Origin of the sequence: Halostagnicola kamekurae (genome assembly GCF_900116205.1) — an archaeon.
Lineage (GTDB): Archaea > Halobacteriota > Halobacteria > Halobacteriales > Natrialbaceae > Halostagnicola > Halostagnicola kamekurae.
The window spans coordinates 1,023,929-1,043,774 of the sequence record NZ_FOZS01000002.1; the positions used below are offsets into that span (position 1 = coordinate 1,023,929).

Consider the following 19,846-nt stretch of genomic DNA (forward strand, 5'->3'; position numbering starts at 1 on the left):
AACGTCGTCGGTTGCTGGATAACCGTTTCTCCACCCAGTTATCCGACCGCTAACCGTGGTTTCGACACTTCATCGCTATCCCACCATATAATTATATTTTCATATCCCTTATGTAATATTTGTAAAATCATCCTGTTATTCTTCAGTCAACCTCCCTTTGTAGACTGTCGCAGTAAGGTCTATCTCAGTCGCATCACCACTCATCTGAAATGTTATTTTAGTTGGATTTGGAAAGGCTGGCTCGCTGTATCCGTCCTCTATCCATGTCGCGTCTCCATGCACTTGGCCGCCATCCATTCGAGACACACCCAAGGAGACGTTTGAGACGCCAACTCGTCCATATCCACACTTGATTTTAAGATCCCCGTTTGCCCGTGTGTTGGACGCTCCCCCATCTAAGACAGTCCATGCGTCGTTCTCGAAACTTGTCGAACCATCATTCAGCCGATGCCCGTACTCTCCGTCTCCGATGGCGTCTGTTTTCAGCAGGACTTCTCCGGCATCGTCCAGACCGAGTTGTGTGATCCGCAAAAGGAGATACTCACCAATGTCTAATTCGTCGAACGGAACTGTAATAAACGAGTCAGTTTTGTCGATTTTATCTACTGGCTCGAGATATCTAATCGAATCAATGGCTAACTCATTGACATCAAGTCTGTCCGTATAGAGCGTGTCCTCGTCAGAACGGAGTCCGCCGGAATTAAGCTGATACTCTCCGTTAATATCTTCCATATCTTCCTCAAAATAGAGAGCCATCTGAAGCGTGTGAAAGATGTAATTTACGGACCCCTCCAACCTTTCTGCAGTTATAAGAGAGGCACGTTTCCCCCGCACGGCCTTGTCATAATAATCCTCTCCAAAATTGGTTGATATGACCCGAAAGCCCGAACGGTAGGCAGTGATCGCGTCGGAGGCATCCCCTTCCCGGAACTCACAGTCTTTCATCCATCCTTCGCGACAACCCGATATCGATACACACGTGCTTTCATCAACATATGGGGTTTCTTGCCCGCTGAACGAGAGGCCGACTAATTGCGGCGTTTCGACCCCAGAGCATCCGACTACCGCGGCTGACCTCACTTTGACGTTACTGGGATCGTCCGAATCGCCCCAGATTTGGATCTGTCCATGTTCGCCATTATCCTGATATCCTTCCGAGGAGAACCCCCGTAGGAGTAGGTCTTCATCATCGTAATCGCCGTCCTCAACGTTGATACGATAGAGATGACGGAGCCGCTTCGGAGCGGCGTCGATCGCCTCTTGGATTGTGTCGTAGTCGTCAGGGACAGTAACTTCAACGCCCCCGTTTGAGACATAGCGGTATGCTGGACTCTCTCCGATCCGTGCTTCCGCTGAACTGAGCGAATTGACGTCGAGATCTGCCTCGCCGTCGGTCAGCTTATCGTCAATTTTCTTAAACACTTCGTCATCGAGGATCGTCCCCCAGAGGTCGCGGTAGTCCTCGGCGTTCTCAGCCTCGGAAAGCAGCGCCAGTTCGAGGCCGTCAGTTCGGGGTAGGTCTTCTGGATCGTAGTCACTCATTAGTATCAGTCTCCGTCTTCGGTGTCGTCGTTCAGTTTCGAGTACGCGTACGCCGCCGTGCCGACCGTCGCCGCCGTGCCGACTGCGCCGATCGCGGGCGTGCTGTCGTCGGCTTGGTCGGGCTCGTCGCCGCTCGGTTCGTCCGTGCTGCTCGAGTTGCCATCGGGAGTCAGCGTCTCGTCGGGTGACTCGTTGTCGTCGAGCTCTGGCTCCGGTTCGGGATCGATGGACGATTCGTCAGCGCCCGATGAGCCGCTGTCACCGATCGAGCCGCCAGAGTCGGCCTCGGCAGCAGCAGTATAGAGTCCCGTGCCGTAGACGCCGGCCCCGTAGAGACCTGGAGCGTCGTCCTCCTCGGCGATCGTGACTGTCTCTGCTCCGTCTACCGTCGCCGTGCCTCCGAGGCCGGCAGCCCCAACGGCCCCCAGCATCATGCGCCGTGTCAATCGCATAGTTGTTCTTCATACCAAATCACTATAAAGTCATGGTTACTAACATACAGCGGTTTCGTCGGGGTTGTATCACGGGCATGGTCAGACCAAATCCGCTGCACTCGAGAGCGTGCTCTGGCTTGCTGGCGTCGATCAGCAGCTCTCTAGCTTACGATGATTTTTCGCTGTCGTATTGGTCTCTTCCTCGAGTCCGACGCAGTTTCGCCGAGTGTCGCGTCCGCCGTCTACCATCCGACGGTTTCGGTCCGCAGCGTTTCAGACACGCTGGAACTGGCGGGCCGAGGTGAGTTTGATACCGAGGGAAATAGTTATTAGGTGTTACCGTTAATAACTAATTGCCCATCCAGATTTCCCCCGATCTGGAGGCTGCACAACTCCCCCGACACTCTTCCCCCACTTTTCTGCCGAACGAAGACGATTAAACGATGGTGTGAGAGTCCGTCCAAATCGAGTGTAGGGTACCATCCCAGCCTCTCAGGTTCGTGCGATCATTCGATACCGGAAGGCGAGATAGCCCAGTACGAGCACGAACGCGCCTGCGTAGAGCCACGACCCGGCCATGCCCGCATACACCAACGCACAGGCGTTGAGCACGATCCCGAAGAGATAGATCGGTTTGAGTCGGTTCAGGTCCATCGGATCGACCGTCACACCGCAGACAGGAGTCTCTGTCGGAACGTTTCGCCCCCCTGAGGTTGGGCGAGCAAATCCGGTACTGACAGCTGAGTTGACATTCTCTATCCTAGTTTTGACGAGATCCCCAATTAACGCTCGAGAGAACACATACGTACACTAGCGAGCAGAACTATCCGCTGAGGCCGGGTGCAGGCCACAGGATTTATACCGGATCGTGGTAAGAGTGGGTCCAATGCTGCTCTCAGTCGACCGGTCTAACGAGCGAACGGGGCAATCGCTGAGCTTCGAGATTATCGCTGCGATCGCAGAGAAAGAGGGCGTCGAGCCGACGGCGATCGAGCCGCCGGAATACGAGCCGCTGTACGAAGTTCTCAATCCGGAAGCGCTCGACGCGCTGTTTGCCCCTCGAGAAGACGGAACCCCACGTTCGAAGGGCCGAGTCGAATTTCCCTACTGTGGATATCGAGTCACGGTCTCGAGCGACGGCGAGATCACCGTCAGCGAGTAGCCACCGTTTACAGCCTCCTGAAGCGCTGTACGGAGTTAATTCCCGTTTCCGGTCGGTCTAGGAGGGATCGCTCTCGAGCCGGGTCCGCAGCGACGGTGGTATCGGACTCGCCTGGCCGCTCTCGCGGTCGACGAAGACCTGAACCGACCGGGCCGTCGCCGCTCGCGAGCCGTCGGCGTTCAGTTCGTACTCGATCGGGATGCTCGAGGTACCGAGATCGGCGACCCTCAGTCCGACCGTCACGGCCTGTCCCGCCTCGATCGGCGTTTCGTATTCGATCTCGAGCGACGCCAGGACCGTATCGAGGTCGACAAGTGATTGTCCGACGACATCGGTGAAGTACGCCTCGCGGGCTTGCTCAAGGTACGTCGCGTAGATCGCGTTGTTTACGTGACCCATGAAATCGACGTCGCGGAGCCGGACGTCGACGGCCGTCTCGTAGGCGTACTCGGTCATTCTACCCCACGATACGGACCGCGGGGAGCTATAGGCACCGATTCGTCTCAGACGCTAACAGTTCGCCTCGAAGACGGTTTCGTGGAGCCGGGAGGAAACGATCTCCATCAATGGCTCGAGATTCGCTGTGTCGTCGCGGTTGTACTCGATCAGCGTCTCGAGGGCCGCCTCGTCGCCGCGTTCGTACTCGTGCCAGAGTCGAACGGCGTCCCGACCGGAGAGGTCGGGTTTGTCCCGGTCGATCCCGAGGTCCCGTTCGATCTGCTTGAGGCCGCCATCGAATCCGAGTTTCTTGCACGGATACATGAGGTCGACGTGCGGAACCGAGACGTCGACGTCGTAGCAGGTCTCGAGAAACGGCACGTCGAATCGCTTTCCGTTGAACGTGACCAAAAGCGAGGCCGCCTCGAGTTCGGTCTGCAGTCTGCCGGCGGTGAGGTCATCGCCGTTGACGAACGTCTTCGTCTCGCCGCCGCGGTGGACGCTGACCGTCGTCACGTCGTCGGTCTCCGAGCTCAGTCCGGTCGTCTCGATGTCCAGAAAACACGCCTCGTCCGCGACGTTCTCGTAGAGCCGCCAGTGGCTCGAGTCGGGGAACGCGTCCGCGAAAAACGACATGTCGCCGCGGGACAGGTGGGTCGTTCCCTCGTCGATGAACGACTCGATCCGATCCGCGAGGGTCTCGCCGACGACCTCGCCCTCGAATTCGTCCCAGTGGGTGACGCCGTTGGCCCAGAGTCGCCGTTCGGTCGCCTCGCCGACTCCCCGAACCGGGATGAAACTGTTCTCGATTTGCACGTCTGTGCAGGGGATTGGAGGGGACAAAAACGCTTGGATCGCCGTGTTCGAGACTCGAGGCGGCCTCGAGGAGTCGACGCGTTGGTTTCACTGGAACGCCGCCGGTCGTCAGTTCGTCCCCGCCTCAATCCTCCGCTGGTCCCTCTCCGATGCTCCCGCGTTCTCGCATCATCGACGTGCCGCGATCGATCCAGCGTCGGCGATAGTAGATCGCGCCGTCGCCGATGCCGAATCGAAGGGGGAGACGAGCGTAGATGTCCGCGAAGCCGACGCGGTCAGTCGGACTCGTTCTCGAGCGTCTCGGCGTCGGAAGCGGGCGATTCCGCGTCCGGTCCCGTTTGTTCGGACGCCCGGCTGTGATCGTCGGTTCCGAAGATTCGCTCGCGAATGCTTCGTGTGTGACTCTTCTCCGCGAGGAGCACCGAGCACTCAACCTCGTCCAGCACGTCGATGACGAGCGACCCGCGGATGAGCCGCGAGACGAGGCCCTGTTCGGTCGCGCCGATCAGGAGCATCGTCGCGTCGGCAGCGGCCTCGGTGATACGCGTCTGAATGTCGCCGGTTTCGACCCGGACATCGGCGTCTTCGAGGTCGTGATCGGCGGCCCACGCCCTGAGGAACTCCTCGCCGCGTTCGCGGTCCTCGGCGACGTGAAACAGCGTCACCTCGGCGTCGAACTGATCGCGCAGGGTGTGTGCGACCGCCGCCGCCAGATCCGAGTCCGGACCGCCGGCGGTCGGCAGGAGCACTCGAGACGGATCGAATCCGCGATCTCGGAACACGAGGAAATCGCTCGGAAGCGAGTGGGCGAGTTCGTCGATGGCACCCTCGGCGCGGCCGGGCGCACCGTGGGAGTCCGGCCCCCATCCCATGACCGTCATGTCCACACCGTAGCGACTCGCGGTGTCGAACACCTCCTCGAACGCGCGGTGAGAGAGGACGACGTGGGTTTCGATGTCCGCTCCGTATGTCTCCGCGTCGGCCTGTGCCTGCTCTAAGAGTTGCTCCGCCGCCTCGTAATCGCCCTGCTCTCGAGCGCTCTGAAGCGAGGTCTGATCCGGAATCTTCTCGATGTTGACGGCGACGACGGTTCCGTCGCGCTCGTTCGCGATGGCGGACGCCAGCGTTATCAGGTGCGTTTCGTTGCTCGGGTTCGCGAGCGGGACGAGCACGCGATAATCGCTCTTTTCGGGCTGAACGGACGTGGCGGCCGAGACGGCCGCGTCGGGAAGGTCGTCGGATCGGTCGAGAATCCACCCGGCGAGGACGCCGGCGGATTCGACCTTCTGACGGGCGTAGGCGAGGTACCAGACCGCCGCAAAGACCACGAACAGCATCGATAGGAGGACGATCTGTGGATTGATGTACACGATCAGCGCGAACGAGGTGATCGCTCCGATGATGGGAACGATCGGATAGAGCGGAACCTCGAAGTCGGGGTCGTACCCCTCGGGATCGGCCTCTCGCATGACGATGAGCGCGATGTTGAGCAGGCCGTAGACGATCAGGTGCAACACCGAACTGGCCGTCGCGAGGGTTTCGAGGTTGCCCGCGACCAGGAACACCAGGATCAGCGATCCGGTGATCGCGATCGACCTGTAGGGCGTGCCGAATCGCGGGTGGATATCGTTGAGCTTCGGCGTCACGATTTTCTCCCTGCCCATCGCGAAGTTGATCCGCGACGAGGAGAGGATCGACGCGTTCGCCGAGGAGGCCGTCGCCAACAGCCCCCCGAACAGCAGGAGACCGCGTCCAATCGAGCCGAGATCGAATCCGAAAACGCTGTACTGCCCGAAGAGGAGTTGTGCGGCGTCGACGACTGCGGTCTTGTTCCCGTTTACGAGCTCCGTGGGAACCGACGCGAGAAGCAAGGTGAGAAACACGGCGTAGATCGTCGTCACGATGAGGACGGAGCCGATGACGGCTCGAGGAAGGTTCTTTCCGGGGTTTTTGATCTCTTCGGCGACCGACGTGATCTGGACGAAGCCGAGATAGGAGACGAAGATGACTCCGGTGACGGGCAACACTTCGCCGGTCGTTCCCGGCGGCGCGATCGGTCGCAGCGAGTCGACGTCGCCGTTGAAGATCGCGACGCCCGAGAACGCTCCTAGGATCGCCAGAAGCACCGAGACGATGATAATCTGGAGCGTCCCCGTCTCCTTCGCACCGGCGTAGTTGATACCGATGAACACCAGTGCGCCGACGAGGCCGATCACCTGCGCGGGCAAGAGCGTCACCGGCCCGATACCGATCGTCCCCATACCGAGGAAGTCGTTGATGTACTCGCCGAGTCCGAACATGTAGAACGCGGAGGCGAAGGCGAGGCCGATCCAGTTCGCCCAGCCGGCGATCGACCCGAAAAGCGGGCCGAGCGCTCGATTGACGTAGAAGTACGCGCCGCCCGACTTCGGCATCGCCGTCCCGAGTTCGGACGCAGAGAGCGCGGTGAAAATGGCGATCACGCCGCCGATAACGAACGTGAGAATCGTCAGCGGGCCCGCGTCCGCGACGGCCTCGCCGGGGAGGACGAAAATGCCCGCGCCGATCATCGTCCCGATTCCGATCGTCAACGCGGCGAACAGTCCGAGGTCTTTCGCGAGTTCTTCGTCACTACTCATGGTAGATCACCGCCCGTACTCGAGCGACCGCTGGTACCTGCTCCGCCCGCGAGGACGACTGTCGTCCACCAACGCCGGCGGCAGCCACCCCGCAGGCCTGTGCGTACATCCGCCAAATCCGCCGATCGGATCCGACCTTGCTGTCGACCGACCGACCAACCGAATCTCCTGAGAGTCAATATAGGAGTTCGGCGGCGGAGGGGAGTTGAACCTTTTGCATTGGTTGTGCAACCGACGGATTCGATCACGCGTCCACACCTGAGGGCAGCTATCAGGGGAGGACGACGACGGGATACTCGCTGTCGGAGACGAGTCGGGAGCGAACGCGACCGGAGACGAGATCGAGCCACCGGCCGCCGCCCCGAGAGGCGAAGACGATAGCCGAGGCATCGATGTCCGCGGCGGCGTCGTTGATCGTCTCGACGACATCGGTCCCGTACAGGAGCTGCGTGTCGACCGTGATGCCGTCGACTTCCGCCGCCTCCTGAAAGGCGTCGAACATCTTTTTGGCGTGCTCCTGGCGTTGTTCGACGCCCGCTTTATCTGGGGCACCCCCGGCTTTCTCGATGACGTTGACGACTGTAACGTCTGACTCCTCCTCGAGAAGGTACGGTCGCAGCTTCTCGTAGGTCGTCGCGGCGTCGTCGGGGTTCGCGACCGGCACGATCGGTCGGTCTAACAGGGGGGCTACCATCGACGGTCACCTCGCGGCTCGACTGGCTTCGTGAGAGCGCACATACACCTACGTTTGTCCCCGTGGTCTTAGTTGGTCGTCTTCGCGTCGTCCTGATGGGAGTTCGTCTTCGCCTACGCGCCCTGACCACCACTGATCCGCACACGCGCCATGACCGCCACTGATTAGCCTGCGGCCACACCGCCACCGCTTCGACTCGAGTCGAAACGGGTCACCAGTCCGAGACGATGGGAAACAACGAAACCCATTACCTCCTTCGGTCAGTAGGTCGGGCAAGACCGGTCTCTCGAGGATGAATCACCAATGGACCCGTTCACACTCCTCGGCGTCGACGTCGCGCTGTTTCTAGTCATCGGGCTTCTCGCGGGTGCCCACTGTATCGGCATGTGCGGGCCGCTCGTGACGATCTACGCCAGTCGAATGGACGGCGGGCAGAGCGACGGTGCCCGGGCGGGCGGACACCTCTCGACGTACGAGGTTCGCCAGCACGCGCTGTTCAACATCGGGCGTACGGCGAGTTACACGCTCATCGGGGCGCTGTTCGGCGCGCTCGGAAGCCTGTTTTTCGTCACGACCGAGTCGCTGACTCCAGTCGTCGACCTCGCTCGAGGCGGCGTCGGCGTCCTCATCGGTGCCTTCGTCGTCGCGATCGGAATCTACTACCTCCTCGGGCGCACGACCGGCGGGATTTCGATCCCCGGCCTCGAGCGGGTGAGCGGCTGGCTCGCGAGCCGCGTCGATCGACTCGCCAACGGTCCCGGTATCGTCGGGCTCGGTGCCGTTCACGGACTGTTGCCCTGTCCGATCCTCTATCCCGCATTCCTGTACGCGTTCGCGACCGGATCACCACTGGGGGGCGGACTCGCGCTCGCCGCGCTCGGCGTCGGAACGATTCCCGCGGTCTTCGCGTACGGAACCGTCATCGAGGCCGTCGACGCGGTTCACCGCCGCCGGGTTCACCGCCTGCTCGGCGTCGCGTTCGTCGCGCTGGGATACGTCCTGTTCGCGCACGGACTGATGAGTCTCGGCTACCACATTCCACATCCGATGTTGCCGTTTTACGACGGCCTCGAGGCGACCACGATGGCGGGTTCTCACCACTGACCGATGACCGCTAATCGCGTTTCGACCACGAACTCCACATCGACCGATCCATGACGGAAACCCACTCGTCGGCCGACGGCTGCACGCTCTGTGACCTCCCGGTCGAGGGGGTCGACGTCAGCGACAGCGACGGCAACGCGTTCTGCTGTGTCGGCTGTCGTGACGTCTACGAAGCGCTGGGCGACGTCGATGACCTCGAGGCCGAAGACGTTCGCCAGCGGCGGGCGGAATCCGAGGAAGGAGGCGGTGCGCTCGAGGCCGGACGGGACGTGCCGGACGACCACGAGGCGACGTACCTGGAGGTCGACGGGATGCACTGTGCGACCTGCGAGGCGTTCATCGAGTCGGCCGCGGAACGAACGGACGGGGTCAGCAACGCCAGCTCGAGTTACGTGACGGAGACGGTTCGGATCGACCACGATCCGGAGGCCGTCTCCGAGTCCGATCTGCGAGATTCGATCAGCGGGCTCGGCTACAGCGCCTACCCTCGAGACGACGCGTTCAGCCGACGGCAGGCCGACAACTGGGCGATCGGACGGGTCATCGTCGGCGTGTTGATGGGGATGATGGTGATGCTCCAGTACGTGGTGCTCATCTACCCCGTCTACTTCGGCGGCCTGTTCTACGACGAGGGGACGACGACGTTCATCGAGGACGCGCTGGCCCACGAGAGCGCGATAATATTCTACCTCGTCATCGCCGCGCTGACGACGATCATCCTGCTCGTGACCGGCAAGCCGATCCTGCAGGGCGCCTACGTCAGTGCGAAGACTCGCCAGCCGAACATGGACCTGCTCGTCGCCATCGCGGCCGTAAGCGCGTACCTCTACAGCACGCTCTCTGCTATCACCGGTGGCGCGCACATCTACTACGACGTGACTGTCGCCATCGTCGTCATCGTCAGCGCCGGCGGCTACTACGAGTCCTCGATCAAGCGCAAGGCGACCGAACGCCTCTCCGATCTGACCGCCGTCCAGGTCGATCAGGCCCGGCGCGTCCGTCGAGGCTCGGATGTGGCTGCGAATGTATCTCACTCCGGGACCGAAGAGAATCCAGCAGCGGAAGACGTGCCGCTCGAGGACCTCGAGGCGGGCGATCACGTCCTCGTTCGAACGGGCGAGCGGATCCCGGTCGACGGCGAGGTCGTTGATGGCGACGCCGCGGTCGACGAGGCGGTCGTCACCGGCGAGTCGCTCCCCGAGCGAAAGTCGGTCGGCGACGAGGTCGTCGGTGGGTCGATGGTCGCCGACGGCGCGCTGACCGTTCGGGTCGGCCCGGACGCGACGAGCAGCCTCGACCGGATCACCGAACTCGTCTGGGACCTCCAGAGCGGTACCCACGGCATCCAGAAACTCGCCGACAAACTGGCGACGATCTTCGTGCCGGTCGTCCTCGCGCTCGCAGTCGTGGTCGTCGCCGTCCGCCTCGCACTCGGCGCGGGCGTCACGAAGGCGTTGCTCGACGGACTGACCGTTCTGATCGTCTCATGTCCCTGTGCGCTCGGGCTGGCGACTCCGCTGGCGGTCGCCGCCGGCATTCGAGACGCGCTCGAGAACTCGATCGTGGTCTTCGACGACAGCGTCTTCGAGCGCATCCGCAACGCCGAGACGATCGTCTTCGACAAGACGGGAACGCTGACGACCGGCGAGATGAGCGTCGTCGAAACGATTTCGGACGCTACGGCAGACGACTCGATCCCCGACGCTTCGACCGACGACTCGAATCTCGGTCCCGATCTCCTCGAGAAGGCCGCGGCGCTCGAGTCCCAGTCGTCCCACCCGATCGGACGGGCGATCGCGACCTCGTGGGATCGGCCGACGCGAATCACCGACGGCGGGACGTCTCGGGAACGAGCGGATGTGCCGGACGACGGCGGAGACGGTCGCGAACTGACGGCGTACGAACGGAAACAGCGGCGAACGGCCGGCGATTCGTCCGACCCACAGGGCGACGCGTCGGCCGATTCGCTGGGCGACGAGTCGGATGGTTCGCTGCCCGATGACCCGGCTTCGGTAGGCTCGAGAAGCGACTCCGTCGAGTCCTTCGAGAGCCACCGCAACGGCGTCTCGGGCGTGGTCGACGGCGAGGAGATCGTCGTCGGGCATCCGGACCTGTTCGCGGCCCGGGGCTGGACGGTGTCCGATGCGATCGCAGAACGGATCGAAAGCGCCCGGGAAACCGGGCGCGTTCCGGTCGCCGTCGGCCGCGACGGGGAGGCCGAGGGCGCGATCGTCGTCGGCGACGAACTCCGCGCGGAGTGGGACGAGACGCTCGCGGCGATTTCCGAGGCCGGTATCGACGTCGTCGTGCTGACCGGCGACGACGCTCGAGCGGCGGACCGATTCCGCGAGGAAGACGCTATCGACCGCGTCTTCGCCGGCGTTCCGCCGGAGGGGAAAGCCGAGACGGTCGAACGACTGAAGGGAACCGGCGAGACGGTCATGGTCGGCGACGGGACCAACGACGCGCCGGCGCTCGCGGCCGCAGACCTCGGGATTTCGCTCGGCGGCGGCACGGCGATGGCCGCCGACGCGGCCGACGTCGCGCTCGTCGACGACGACCTCTCGTCGGTCGAGACAGTCTTCGACCTCGCTCGAGCGACCGATCGGCGCGTCAAAACCAACATCGGCTGGGCGTTCTGTTACAACGGCGTCGCGATCCCGCTGGCCGTCGCGGGCGTGCTCAACCCGCTTTTCGCCGCGGTCGCGATGGGGACAAGCAGCTTGCTCGTGGTGGCGAACTCCGCGCGATCGCTGCTCGAAGAGGAGTGAAAAGCAGTTTCGGTGTCACAACCACGGGAACAGGACCCGACGAATTCGACCGAAAATCGACTCGCCGCCGTGGCGAACGCGGAGCGTCGTTCCCTCGGCGTCGAAGCTCAGTTCGTTCGCCGGGAGCGTTTCGCCGTCGGGGAACCGTATTTCGCGGTCGTCGGCCGGAACCGGTCCGCCGGTGCTGGTCCCGAACAGGCTCGAGGATTGAAACGTTGGCTCGGTTACGGGTGCATCGTACTCGATCGTATAGACAGTGGTTCCGTCGTCCTCCGAACGCTCCCAGTCGACGATGTCGCGCTCCGGCGTCGTTCCGATCATTTTCGATCAACTGGTCGGGGAAAAGACGTTCAGAGACTTATATGTCCCCCACACGGATCGGCCGTGGCCTACTCAGCCGTGGTCGTCACGTCCAAGAAGACGTCCTCGAGCGTCGAATCATCGCCGGTTTCCATCCGTTCGACGAGCGCCTCGGGAGCGCCTTCTTCGACGAGTTCGCCCTCGTAGAGGATCCCGACCTCGGTGGCGATTCGCTCGACGACCGGGAGGATGTGCGTCGAGAGGAACACGGTCGTCCCCGAGTCCGCGAGCTCGGTGATGACCTCTCGTACCGTCCGCGCGGCGCGGGGATCGAGCCCGGAGGTCGGTTCGTCCAGAAAGACGACCTCCGGTTCGTGCATGATCGCCTGTATCAACCCGGTCTTCTGGCGCATTCCCTTCGAGTAGGTCACGATCCGGTCGTCTGCATCCGCCGCGAGGTCCAGTCGCTCGAGCAGGGGTTCGATTCGCTCGTCGATCTCAGTCGATCCCAGCCCCCGTAATCCGCCGTGGTACTCGAGTTGCTCGCGCGCGGTGAGTTCCTCGTGAATCGGCGGCGATTCGGGCAGGTAGCCGATGTGTTCGACGAGTCGCTCCCGGTCGGTGATCGGGACCTCCGCGACGCGACCGGACCCGCTGGTCGGCCGAATCAGCGCGGTTAGCATCTTTATCGTGGTCGTCTTCCCCGCGCCGTTCGGTCCGAGAAAGCCGTACACGGTTCCCGGTTCGATCTCGAGAGAAAGGCCGTCAACGGCGGTCGTCTCGAGGTACTCCTTGGTCAGTTCGTTCGTCACGATTGTGGGTGTTCCAGTCATGTGTATCTCGTTCTGTGCTGTGTTCCGGTTCGATGTTCAGATCGGGTTCTCCTCGTTTCAACGTATCTGGTAGTCTCGGTATCGGCCAACGGCGGACCGATAGGCGGATTTCGAGACGGCGACTGCGAGGGCGATCGTCACCAGAATCGATCCGATCTGAACGATACCGCCGGGGAGACCGATCGCTGCCGCTAGTTCGTAAACCGGCTCGAGATTTCCCAATAGAGCGGGTGCCGCGACGAGCGAGACGATCGCCAGAATCGATCCGGCCCGAACGAACGACTGTACACCCACTTCGGCGTAGATCGGAACGTCAGTGAAGAAAAACGGGACGGGAAAGAACTCGTAGCGCTCGATACCCAGCCCGACCGCGATGCTGACCGAAGCGGCACACGCGCTGATGGCGACGGTGACCAGAGCGATTAACACCGCCGCGAGCAGGTCGGCCGGACTTGCGAATCCGATCAACGCGACTGGTACGGCGAAGACAGTCCCGACGACGGTCGAGGCGACGACGAGCCCAGTGACGAACTGCCGTGCCGGAACCGAGGTCAAGAGCATAGTCATGACGCGGTACTCGGTGCCCACCGGATCGGAGGCGAAGGCGATCGCGGCAGAAAGACCGGTCGCGACTGCCAGTAGCACGAGCGGAATATTCGCGCTTCCGCCGACGATTAGCGCTGGCAACACGAGAACGCCGACGAAGAGAAACGCGTATCCCATCGACAACAGTCCGCGCGGAACGCGGCGCTCGATGAGCCACCGTTCTCGAGCAACGGTCAATGTGGCACGCGAAACATGGTCACCGAGCAATTTCTCGATCCATCCCTCTGTGACGAGCGAGTGTGAGCCGTGCGGCCCCGTCGAACCGCCCGGTTCTTGTTCCCAGATCCGGCGGACGAGAACTGTCGTCAAACCAACGAAAAGCGGAACCGCCAGCGTCAGTGTCCCGATCGCAGCCAGTGCGCGAACGGTGTCAGCACCGAGTCCGGTCGCACCGAGGAATGCAAGGTCGACGATCCACGTCACCGGCAGCGAGTCGAACCGCTCGAGCAGGGACCCGACCGGCACCGACATCGAATCGAGGACGAGCCACGCGAGTAGCACGGGGACCCAGCCGAACACGACGAGCAGATCGCGGTAGAAGCTTCCTCGAGACAGCCGTCGGCCGATGAGTTGTGCGGCGAGTCTGCCAGCCACGCCGACGGCGACGGCGAGCGCTGTGATTCCCGCGATCGCGACGAGCATCGTCGGCGCGACCAGCGGCGAACGGAGTCCGAGCGCGGCACCGACCGCTACGCCCGCGGCCGGTCCGACGAGAAAGACGCCGATGCGGGCGAAGACGAACACGAGCAGTCCCAGCGCTGGCGCTCTCGTCGGAACGGTCGTCAGGAGGAAGGCGGGCTCGAGGCCCTCGAATCTCGCGTGCGCGAGATTCGAACTTCGCATTGCAAGTACTCCGAACAGGAGGGTCACACCGATTCCCAGTACGTCAAGGGGGATCGATCCACTCGTCGCGATCGACGCCCCCGCGGAGCGAGAGAGCGCTCCGAACACGACGGCGAGTGCGACCGTTGCGACGAGAGTCACCCGTCGCCGCGTACGCTGCGTTCCGGCCGCGGCTTCCCGCTGGCGGCGTCGCCACTCGATCCGCGCGATTCGAACGCTCGCGTCGACCCACGACTGCATCATCTCGTTTGAAATATCTCGCAGAGACCTGTTTTTGATCCATCACGATCGTTGTCGAGAGAGGGGTATATTCTTTCGCATCGCACGTGGAAATCTCGAGGCGAGAGATCTACTGTGATGACCGTCTACCGGGGCGTGGCGAAATGGACGCCTCGAGCGATCCCGACCACGTTCGATGCGAGGCCGTGAGACCGTCCGAGCATACCATGGATTTTCCACCCGGAAACGCACCATCACCGTTTCCGGCACACGTCGTGACTGTGAACGCAGTCGCCGGTTCGAGGGTTGCCGCTCCCGATAATCGGTAGAGCGGTTCCCAGAAGCAGTGCTCGAGCGCTCAAAAGCCGGGCATCAGTTCGGCGGGGCCGAAGACGCCGTACTCGCCGGCCCGGTTTCGGCAGACGGCGGTCTTCAGGTAGCCGATCGCCGGTCCGTTGACGTTCGCCGCCATACTCGTGGCGTCGTCGAGTTCGAACGTGTTGGTCCCCGTCTCGCCGTCGAACGTGGTGCCGGTCACGGAGACGGTCGTCGTCGTCGGCTTCTCGTCGCGTTCGACGTCGAGGATTCCGCCGACGGTCACGTCCTCGGCGTCGCAGATGCCCGCTCGCTCGAGCAAGACGTCGTCCGCGTGCTCCATATCATCGAACTCGAGGACGCCGTCGTGCTCGTCGATGACGGCCTCGATCTCGTCCTCGGAGAGCGTCCGGGCAGTGTCGATGTCGTACTCCGGCAGGTGGGCGATGTCCTCGCGGACGGTGCCGCGGTTGTCCTCGTAGCCCGATTTCAGGCCGACGCCCCACCAGATGTCGACGGACTCGACCTCGACGAACGACTGGGCGGCGAGCGCCGCCGCGCCGGTGAGAAAGCCGGGCGTTGCGCCGGCCCCGCAGACGAACGTGATTCCGGCGTCTTCGAACGCCCCTGTGCGCTCGTCGAGCATCCCGATGACTCGAGAGCGTTTGAGCACGTCGACCAGCACGCCGGCGTACCCGCCCGCTACGAACCGATCAGCGACCCGGGGAATGAAGTCGTGTTCGTAGTTCGGCAGCGCCAGCAGGACGGCGTCGATGGCGTCGCCGCGGTCGATGATCTCCTGAATCGGATCTTCGGACGGACGGGCCTGCGCGGAGGCGACGACGCCCGCGTTCTCGCCGTGTTGTTTGACGCCGGACGACGCCACCGCGCCGCCGTCCGTCTCGAGGTCGTCTCTGGACGCGTCAGCTCCGTCGGACTCACCAGTTCCCGGTCCGCTGTCGATGTTCCCTTCGGTCGCCTCGAGCAGTTCGTCGACGTCCAACCCGTCGAAGTCCATCGCGACGCCGTGGCGGTCACACGCCGCAACTGGCGTGAGCCCGTCTTTGTGTTGGCTCACCTCGAGCGTTCGTCGGCCGATTCCTCCCGTTCCGAGCACCGCAAACGTGGTATCGTTCATTGCTGATCGTGTCGTGAAGTCGGTCGTCTCCCAGTCGTCGGCAATCGCTTCGTCATCGATGATCGCTCAGTCGTCACTCGATTCCGCGTTGGCACTGCCGGCGTTGCCGGCTGCTTCAGTGGACGTTCCCGCTGCCGTCTCCGCCGACGATTCCGCCGCCTGCCGCCCGCGAGCCTTCACCGCCTCCGGATCGAACTCGTTGACAGACTGGTTCGGCTCGAGGCCTGCCCGCTCGATGATCTCGATGTCGTCGCCGGCCGACTGGCCTTCGGTCGTCAGATAATCGCCGGTGAGCAGGCCGTCGGCGCCCGCCTCGAGAGGCAGGTGCTGTTCGTCGGGCGCGAGGTTGACCTCGCGTCCGCCCGTCAGCCGAACGCGCGATTCGGGGTGGAGCAGTTTGTAGACCGCGACGGTCTTGACGATCTCCTTCGTGCTGATCTCGACGCCCCGCTCGGCCAGCGGGGTCCCCGCGACCGGGTTCAGAACGTTGACCGGCAGCGACGAGATGCCGATGTCCTGGAGCGCGACGGCCGCGTCGACGCGGTCGGTCGGCGTCTCGCCCATCCCGAGGATGACGCCCGCACAGAGGTCCATTCCCGCCTCTTTTGCGACCTCGAGCGTGTGGACCCGATCCTCGAAGCTGTGGGAGTCGACGATTTCGGGGAAGTATCGCGGCGAGGTCTCGATGTTGTGATTGTAGTGGTTGATCCCTTCGGCGGCGAGTATTTCGGCCTCTTCGGGCGTGAGGATCCCCAGCGAGGCGTCGACCTCGAGGTCGCACTCCTCGCGGACGAGGCGGATCGACTCGAGGACTTCCGCCCACTCCTCGGGACGGTGTTCCTTCGAGACGCCGCGTTCGGCGACCACGATGCCGAAACGCTGTGCGCCGTCTCGTTCGGCGCGTTTGGCCGCCTCGAGGATCTTCTCCGGACCGAGGAAACCGTAGGTGTCGATGCCGGTGTCGAAGTGGACCGACTGCGCGCAAAAACCGCAGTCCTCGGCGCAGTTGCCCGCCTTCGCGTTGACGATCGAGCAAGCGTCGACGGTGCCGTCGCCGAAGCGGTCCCGAACGGCGGCCCCCGCCTCCGCGAGCGGTTCGACCGGCTGTGCCATAAGCGCCAGCCCGTCGGTCCGATCGAGGCGTTCGCCGGCGAACACCCGCTCGAGTGCGTCGTCGATCGTCCGGTTGGTCGTCTCGTAAACCACGCTAGCTACAGCAGTTTACGGAACTATAATTCTTGGGGACAGTCCGTCGTGGAAGGCAGTTTCACTCTGTGCTCGCCGAATCAACGGCCTACATTCTGAGGGAGGGAGGCTATACCGGCGGTACGCAATTGGGCATGTATGAACGTCCGTGGCTCGCTCTCGAGCGAGGCGATACAACAGTTCCTCTCGGCGCAAACGATCCCGATCCGACTGGGCTGTCAAACGCCCGCTGGGACGCCGTGGATGCTCTCGATGTGGTATCGCCCTCGCGTGCTCGAGAACGATGGAAGTTCGGAGTGGGTCCTCGAGTGTGCGACCGGGAAAGAGGCGAAGGTCGTCACGTATCTCACCGAGACCCCAGAGCTCTCGTTCGAAGTGTCGACGAACCACCCGCCGTACAGAGGCGTCCGCGGCTGGGGAACGGCGACCGTCGAACCCGACCCTGAAAAGAACGTCCTCCGGTCGCTCGTAGAGCGGTACCTCGGAGGAACGGACTCGAAACTCGCACAGGACCTACTCGACGAGGATCGTGACGAGGTGACGATCAGCATCGAACCCGCGACGGTCTACGGATGGGATTTCTCTGATCGAATGCGTGACGTGGCGAATGGCTCCGAAACGAGAGGGTAGCTGCTCGATTCCGGCGAGTCGATTGGAAGACTGACCTCCCCGTTCTTCGTGCCCGTTCGAGACCGTCGGTTAAAAAATCGCGATGCCGAAACGTCTCACGACGCCGAAACGCCGTTCGGTTATTAGAGGAAGCTCTCGACGTGATCCGCGACTTCCTCGGGCGTGTCGCCGACCGGAACGCCGGCGTCGTTGAGCGCGCTGATCTTACTCTCTGCGGTGCCGGTTCCGGAACCGGAGACGATCGCGCCGGCGTGGCCCATGCGTTTCCCCGGCGGGGCCGTTCGACCGGCGATGAAGCCGGCGACGGGCGTGTCGACGTGCTCGTCGATGTAGGCCGCCGCTTCCTCCTCGTCTTCGCCGCCGATCTCGCCGCACATGGCGATTGCCTTCGTGTCCGGGTCGTTCTCGAAGAGCTCGAGGGCGTCGACGAAGTCGGTGCCGATGATCGGGTCGCCGCCGATACCGATCGCGGTGGTCTGGCCGATACCCCGGTTCGTGAGGCTATCGACGACCTGGTAGGTAAGCGTCCCCGAGCGCGAGACGAGCCCGACGTCGCCCGAGGCGAAGATGTTGCCCGGCAGGATGCCGAGTTTGGCCTCGCCGGGGGTGATGAGACCGGGGCAGTTCGGACCGATGAGCCGCGTATCGGTCTCGGAGAGTCGCTTGTTCACGCGAGCCATATCCTGAGTCGGGATACCCTCGGTGATCGCGACCGCGAGGTCGAGATCGGTGTCGAGCGACTCGAAGATGGCGTCGCCCGCGAACGCCGGCGGGACGAAGATGACCGACGTGTCGGCGTTTTCTTCCTCGACGGCTTCGTGGACCGTATCGTAGACTGGAACGCCGGCGGCCTCCTGCCCGCCTTTGCCGGGGACCGCACCGGCGACGACGTTCGTTCCGTACTCCATCATCTGTTCGGCGTGGAACTTGCCTTCCCCGCCGGTGATGCCCTGTACCACGACGCGCGTGTCGTCGTCGACTAGTACACTCATGCTTCCACCTCGTCAGCGTATTCGACGGCACGCTGGACCGCGTCCTCGAGGGTCTGTTCGACCGTCACGAGGTCTTCGTTGAGAATTTCCATGCCTTCCTCCCAGTTGGTGCCGGCCAGTCGGACGACGACCGGTTTCGGGATCTCGTCGAACTGCTCGAGCGCTTCGTTGATCCCCTTGGCGACCTCGTCGCCGCGGGTGATACCCCCGAAGATGTTGAACACGACCGAATCGACGTTCTCGTCGGAGAACACCATATCGAGCGCGTTCGCGATTCGGTCGGCTTTCGCGCCGCCACCCACGTCGAGGAAGTTGGCGGGTTCGCCGCCGTAGTGGTCCACGAGGTCGAGGGTGGTCATCACGAGACCGGCACCGTTGCCGATGATTCCCGTGTTACCCTCGAGTCGGACGTAGTCGAAGTCGTACTCGTCTGCCTTTTGCTCTAAGGCGTCGCCAGTTGCCGCTTCCTCTTCCATCTCGGCGAGTTCGGGCTGGCGGAACAGCGCGTCCTCGTCGATGTTCATCACGGCGTCGGCCGCGATGACCTCGTCGTCGCTGGTGACCATCAGCGGGTTGATCTCCGCGTCGGAGCCGTCCCGGTCCGACCAGAGCTGGTAGAGCGTCGTGAGGACGCTCGAGACGTCGCGTGCGATCTCCCTGTCGACGCCCGCGTCGTAGACTGCCTTCCGAGCCTGGTAGGGGTGCATCCCGAACGAGGGGTCGATGTGTTCGCGCGCGATGGCTTCCGGCGTTTCCTCGGCGACGGCTTCGATGTCGACGCCGCCTTTCGTCGAGACCATCGCGACGGGTTTGCCCTCGCCCCGGTCCATCGTGATACCGACGTAGAGTTCGTCCGTGAAGTCGACCGCTTCCTCGACCAGAACCCGATCCACCTGGTAGCCCTTGAGGTCCATCCCGAGAATGGAGTCGGCGGCGTCACGGGCTTCATCCTCGTCGTCGGCGAGTTTGATTCCCCCCGCCTTCCCGCGGCCACCGACCTGTACCTGCGCTTTGACCGCGACTGGGTATCTAATCTCCTCGGCCGCGGCGACGACGCCGTCGACGTCGGAGGCGAGAGTCGACTCCGGCGTCGGAACTCCGGCGTCGGCGAAGACTTGCTTCGCCTGATACTCGTGTAGCTTCATGTCCGTTTGAACGGCTGTTCCCACGTCGCTTAAATCATGG

The 19,846-nt window shown here is 62.9% G+C and carries 18 protein-coding genes; 4 read left to right on the plus strand and 14 right to left on the minus strand.

Translation table 11 applies throughout. The features are described from left to right. Positions 1-135 precede the first annotated feature (135 nt). From BM348_RS13020 to BM348_RS21390, 3 genes are all read right to left on the minus strand, one after another. Positions 136-1,542 carry a hypothetical protein gene (locus tag BM348_RS13020; protein ID WP_092905218.1) on the minus strand — a complete coding sequence of 469 codons (1,407 nt, stop codon included), beginning with the start codon at positions 1,540-1,542 and terminating at the stop codon, positions 136-138. Positions 1,543-1,547: 5 nt separating this feature from the next. Further along, the gene (locus BM348_RS13025; protein WP_139231190.1) at positions 1,548-1,994 is read right to left on the minus strand and encodes a hypothetical protein; all 447 of its coding nucleotides are present in this window, start codon (positions 1,992-1,994) and stop codon (positions 1,548-1,550) included. A 474-nt stretch (positions 1,995-2,468) separates the two neighbouring features. Then, positions 2,469-2,645, minus strand: a complete 177-nt coding sequence (locus BM348_RS21390; protein ID WP_175507131.1) for a hypothetical protein — start codon at positions 2,643-2,645, stop codon at positions 2,469-2,471. A 217-nt stretch (positions 2,646-2,862) separates the two neighbouring features. Here BM348_RS21390 and BM348_RS13030 point away from each other — a divergent pair, with 217 nt between their 5' ends. Further along, on the plus strand, positions 2,863-3,138 hold the full coding sequence (locus tag BM348_RS13030) for a HalOD1 output domain-containing protein (RefSeq protein ID WP_092905220.1): 276 nt from the start codon (positions 2,863-2,865) through the stop codon (positions 3,136-3,138). A gap of 57 nt (positions 3,139-3,195) precedes the next feature. On the opposite strand, the gene BM348_RS13035 is transcribed toward BM348_RS13030, so the two are convergent. The 4 genes from BM348_RS13035 to BM348_RS13050 all read right to left on the minus strand — a co-directional run bounded on the left by BM348_RS13035 (position 3,196) and on the right by BM348_RS13050 (position 7,704). Then, positions 3,196-3,594 (minus strand): acyl-CoA thioesterase, encoded by a 399-nt coding sequence (locus BM348_RS13035; protein ID WP_092905221.1) that lies wholly within the window; start codon positions 3,592-3,594, stop codon positions 3,196-3,198. 54 nt (positions 3,595-3,648) lie between these two features. Beyond that, on the minus strand, positions 3,649-4,392 hold the full coding sequence (locus BM348_RS13040; RefSeq protein WP_092905222.1) for a ribonuclease H-like domain-containing protein: 744 nt from the start codon (positions 4,390-4,392) through the stop codon (positions 3,649-3,651). A 275-nt stretch (positions 4,393-4,667) separates the two neighbouring features. After that, positions 4,668-7,010, minus strand: a complete 2,343-nt coding sequence (locus BM348_RS13045; protein ID WP_092905223.1) for an amino acid permease — start codon at positions 7,008-7,010, stop codon at positions 4,668-4,670. Positions 7,011-7,281: 271 nt separating this feature from the next. Then, positions 7,282-7,704 carry a universal stress protein gene (locus BM348_RS13050; RefSeq protein ID WP_092905224.1) on the minus strand — a complete coding sequence of 141 codons (423 nt, stop codon included), beginning with the start codon at positions 7,702-7,704 and terminating at the stop codon, positions 7,282-7,284. A 303-nt stretch (positions 7,705-8,007) separates the two neighbouring features. Between BM348_RS13050 and BM348_RS13055 the strand changes: the two genes are divergently transcribed. Together BM348_RS13055 and BM348_RS13060 are read left to right on the plus strand one after the other, a co-directional pair. Next, on the plus strand, positions 8,008-8,808 hold the full coding sequence (locus BM348_RS13055; RefSeq protein WP_092905225.1) for a sulfite exporter TauE/SafE family protein: 801 nt from the start codon (positions 8,008-8,010) through the stop codon (positions 8,806-8,808). A gap of 50 nt (positions 8,809-8,858) precedes the next feature. Beyond that, positions 8,859-11,579: a heavy metal translocating P-type ATPase gene (locus BM348_RS13060; RefSeq protein WP_092905226.1), complete on the plus strand. Its 2,721-nt coding sequence runs from the start codon at positions 8,859-8,861 to the stop codon at positions 11,577-11,579. A 15-nt stretch (positions 11,580-11,594) separates the two neighbouring features. Here the strand turns inward: BM348_RS13060 and BM348_RS13065 are convergent, their stop codons facing one another. From BM348_RS13065 to bioB, 5 genes are all read right to left on the minus strand, one after another. Further along, the gene (locus BM348_RS13065) at positions 11,595-11,900 is read right to left on the minus strand and encodes a hypothetical protein (RefSeq protein ID WP_092905227.1); all 306 of its coding nucleotides are present in this window, start codon (positions 11,898-11,900) and stop codon (positions 11,595-11,597) included. 68 nt (positions 11,901-11,968) lie between these two features. After that, a complete protein-coding gene (locus tag BM348_RS13070; protein WP_092905228.1) occupies positions 11,969-12,712 on the minus strand; it encodes an ABC transporter ATP-binding protein in 744 nt (247 codons plus the stop codon). Positions 12,713-12,769: 57 nt separating this feature from the next. Continuing rightward, positions 12,770-14,404 carry a hypothetical protein gene (locus BM348_RS13075; RefSeq protein WP_092905229.1) on the minus strand — a complete coding sequence of 545 codons (1,635 nt, stop codon included), beginning with the start codon at positions 14,402-14,404 and terminating at the stop codon, positions 12,770-12,772. 334 nt (positions 14,405-14,738) lie between these two features. Beyond that, complete coding sequence (locus tag BM348_RS13080; RefSeq protein ID WP_092905230.1) at positions 14,739-15,833, minus strand: transcriptional regulator; 1,095 nt, start codon at positions 15,831-15,833, stop codon at positions 14,739-14,741. A 66-nt stretch (positions 15,834-15,899) separates the two neighbouring features. Beyond that, a complete protein-coding gene (gene bioB / locus BM348_RS13085; RefSeq protein ID WP_092905231.1) occupies positions 15,900-17,039 on the minus strand; it encodes a biotin synthase BioB in 1,140 nt (379 codons plus the stop codon). A gap of 138 nt (positions 17,040-17,177) precedes the next feature. On the opposite strand from bioB, the gene BM348_RS13090 reads away from it, so the two are divergent. Then, the gene (locus BM348_RS13090) at positions 17,178-17,669 is read left to right on the plus strand and encodes a pyridoxamine 5'-phosphate oxidase family protein (protein WP_092905232.1); all 492 of its coding nucleotides are present in this window, start codon (positions 17,178-17,180) and stop codon (positions 17,667-17,669) included. Between the two features lie 122 nt (positions 17,670-17,791). Here BM348_RS13090 and sucD read toward each other — a convergent pair whose 3' ends face one another. Next, positions 17,792-18,661, minus strand: a complete 870-nt coding sequence (sucD, locus tag BM348_RS13095; RefSeq protein WP_092905233.1) for a succinate--CoA ligase subunit alpha — start codon at positions 18,659-18,661, stop codon at positions 17,792-17,794. Further along, a complete protein-coding gene (gene sucC, locus BM348_RS13100) occupies positions 18,658-19,806 on the minus strand; it encodes an ADP-forming succinate--CoA ligase subunit beta (RefSeq protein ID WP_092905234.1) in 1,149 nt (382 codons plus the stop codon). Before sucC ends, sucD begins: the two co-directional genes overlap by 4 nt. Positions 19,807-19,846: the final 40 nt, after the last annotated feature.

Coding starts and splice junctions, on each gene's coding strand:
- BM348_RS13035 (WP_092905221.1), bottom strand. CDS start 3,594: ATGACCGAGTACGCCTACGAGACGGCCGTCGACGTCCGGCTCCGCGAC.
- BM348_RS13045 (WP_092905223.1), bottom strand. CDS start 7,010: ATGAGTAGTGACGAAGAACTCGCGAAAGACCTCGGACTGTTCGCCGCG.
- sucC (WP_092905234.1), bottom strand. CDS start 19,806: ATGAAGCTACACGAGTATCAGGCGAAGCAAGTCTTCGCCGACGCCGGA.
- BM348_RS13080 (WP_092905230.1), bottom strand. CDS start 15,833: ATGAACGATACCACGTTTGCGGTGCTCGGAACGGGAGGAATCGGCCGA.
- BM348_RS13070 (WP_092905228.1), bottom strand. CDS start 12,712: ATGACTGGAACACCCACAATCGTGACGAACGAACTGACCAAGGAGTAC.
- BM348_RS13025 (WP_139231190.1), bottom strand. CDS start 1,994: ATGCGATTGACACGGCGCATGATGCTGGGGGCCGTTGGGGCTGCCGGC.
- BM348_RS13065 (WP_092905227.1), bottom strand. CDS start 11,900: ATGATCGGAACGACGCCGGAGCGCGACATCGTCGACTGGGAGCGTTCG.
- BM348_RS13075 (WP_092905229.1), bottom strand. CDS start 14,404: ATGATGCAGTCGTGGGTCGACGCGAGCGTTCGAATCGCGCGGATCGAG.
- BM348_RS13050 (WP_092905224.1), bottom strand. CDS start 7,704: ATGGTAGCCCCCCTGTTAGACCGACCGATCGTGCCGGTCGCGAACCCC.
- sucD (WP_092905233.1), bottom strand. CDS start 18,661: ATGAGTGTACTAGTCGACGACGACACGCGCGTCGTGGTACAGGGCATC.
- BM348_RS13055 (WP_092905225.1), top strand. CDS start 8,008: ATGGACCCGTTCACACTCCTCGGCGTCGACGTCGCGCTGTTTCTAGTC.
- BM348_RS13030 (WP_092905220.1), top strand. CDS start 2,863: ATGCTGCTCTCAGTCGACCGGTCTAACGAGCGAACGGGGCAATCGCTG.
- BM348_RS13060 (WP_092905226.1), top strand. CDS start 8,859: ATGACGGAAACCCACTCGTCGGCCGACGGCTGCACGCTCTGTGACCTC.
- BM348_RS13090 (WP_092905232.1), top strand. CDS start 17,178: ATGAACGTCCGTGGCTCGCTCTCGAGCGAGGCGATACAACAGTTCCTC.
- BM348_RS13020 (WP_092905218.1), bottom strand. CDS start 1,542: ATGAGTGACTACGATCCAGAAGACCTACCCCGAACTGACGGCCTCGAA.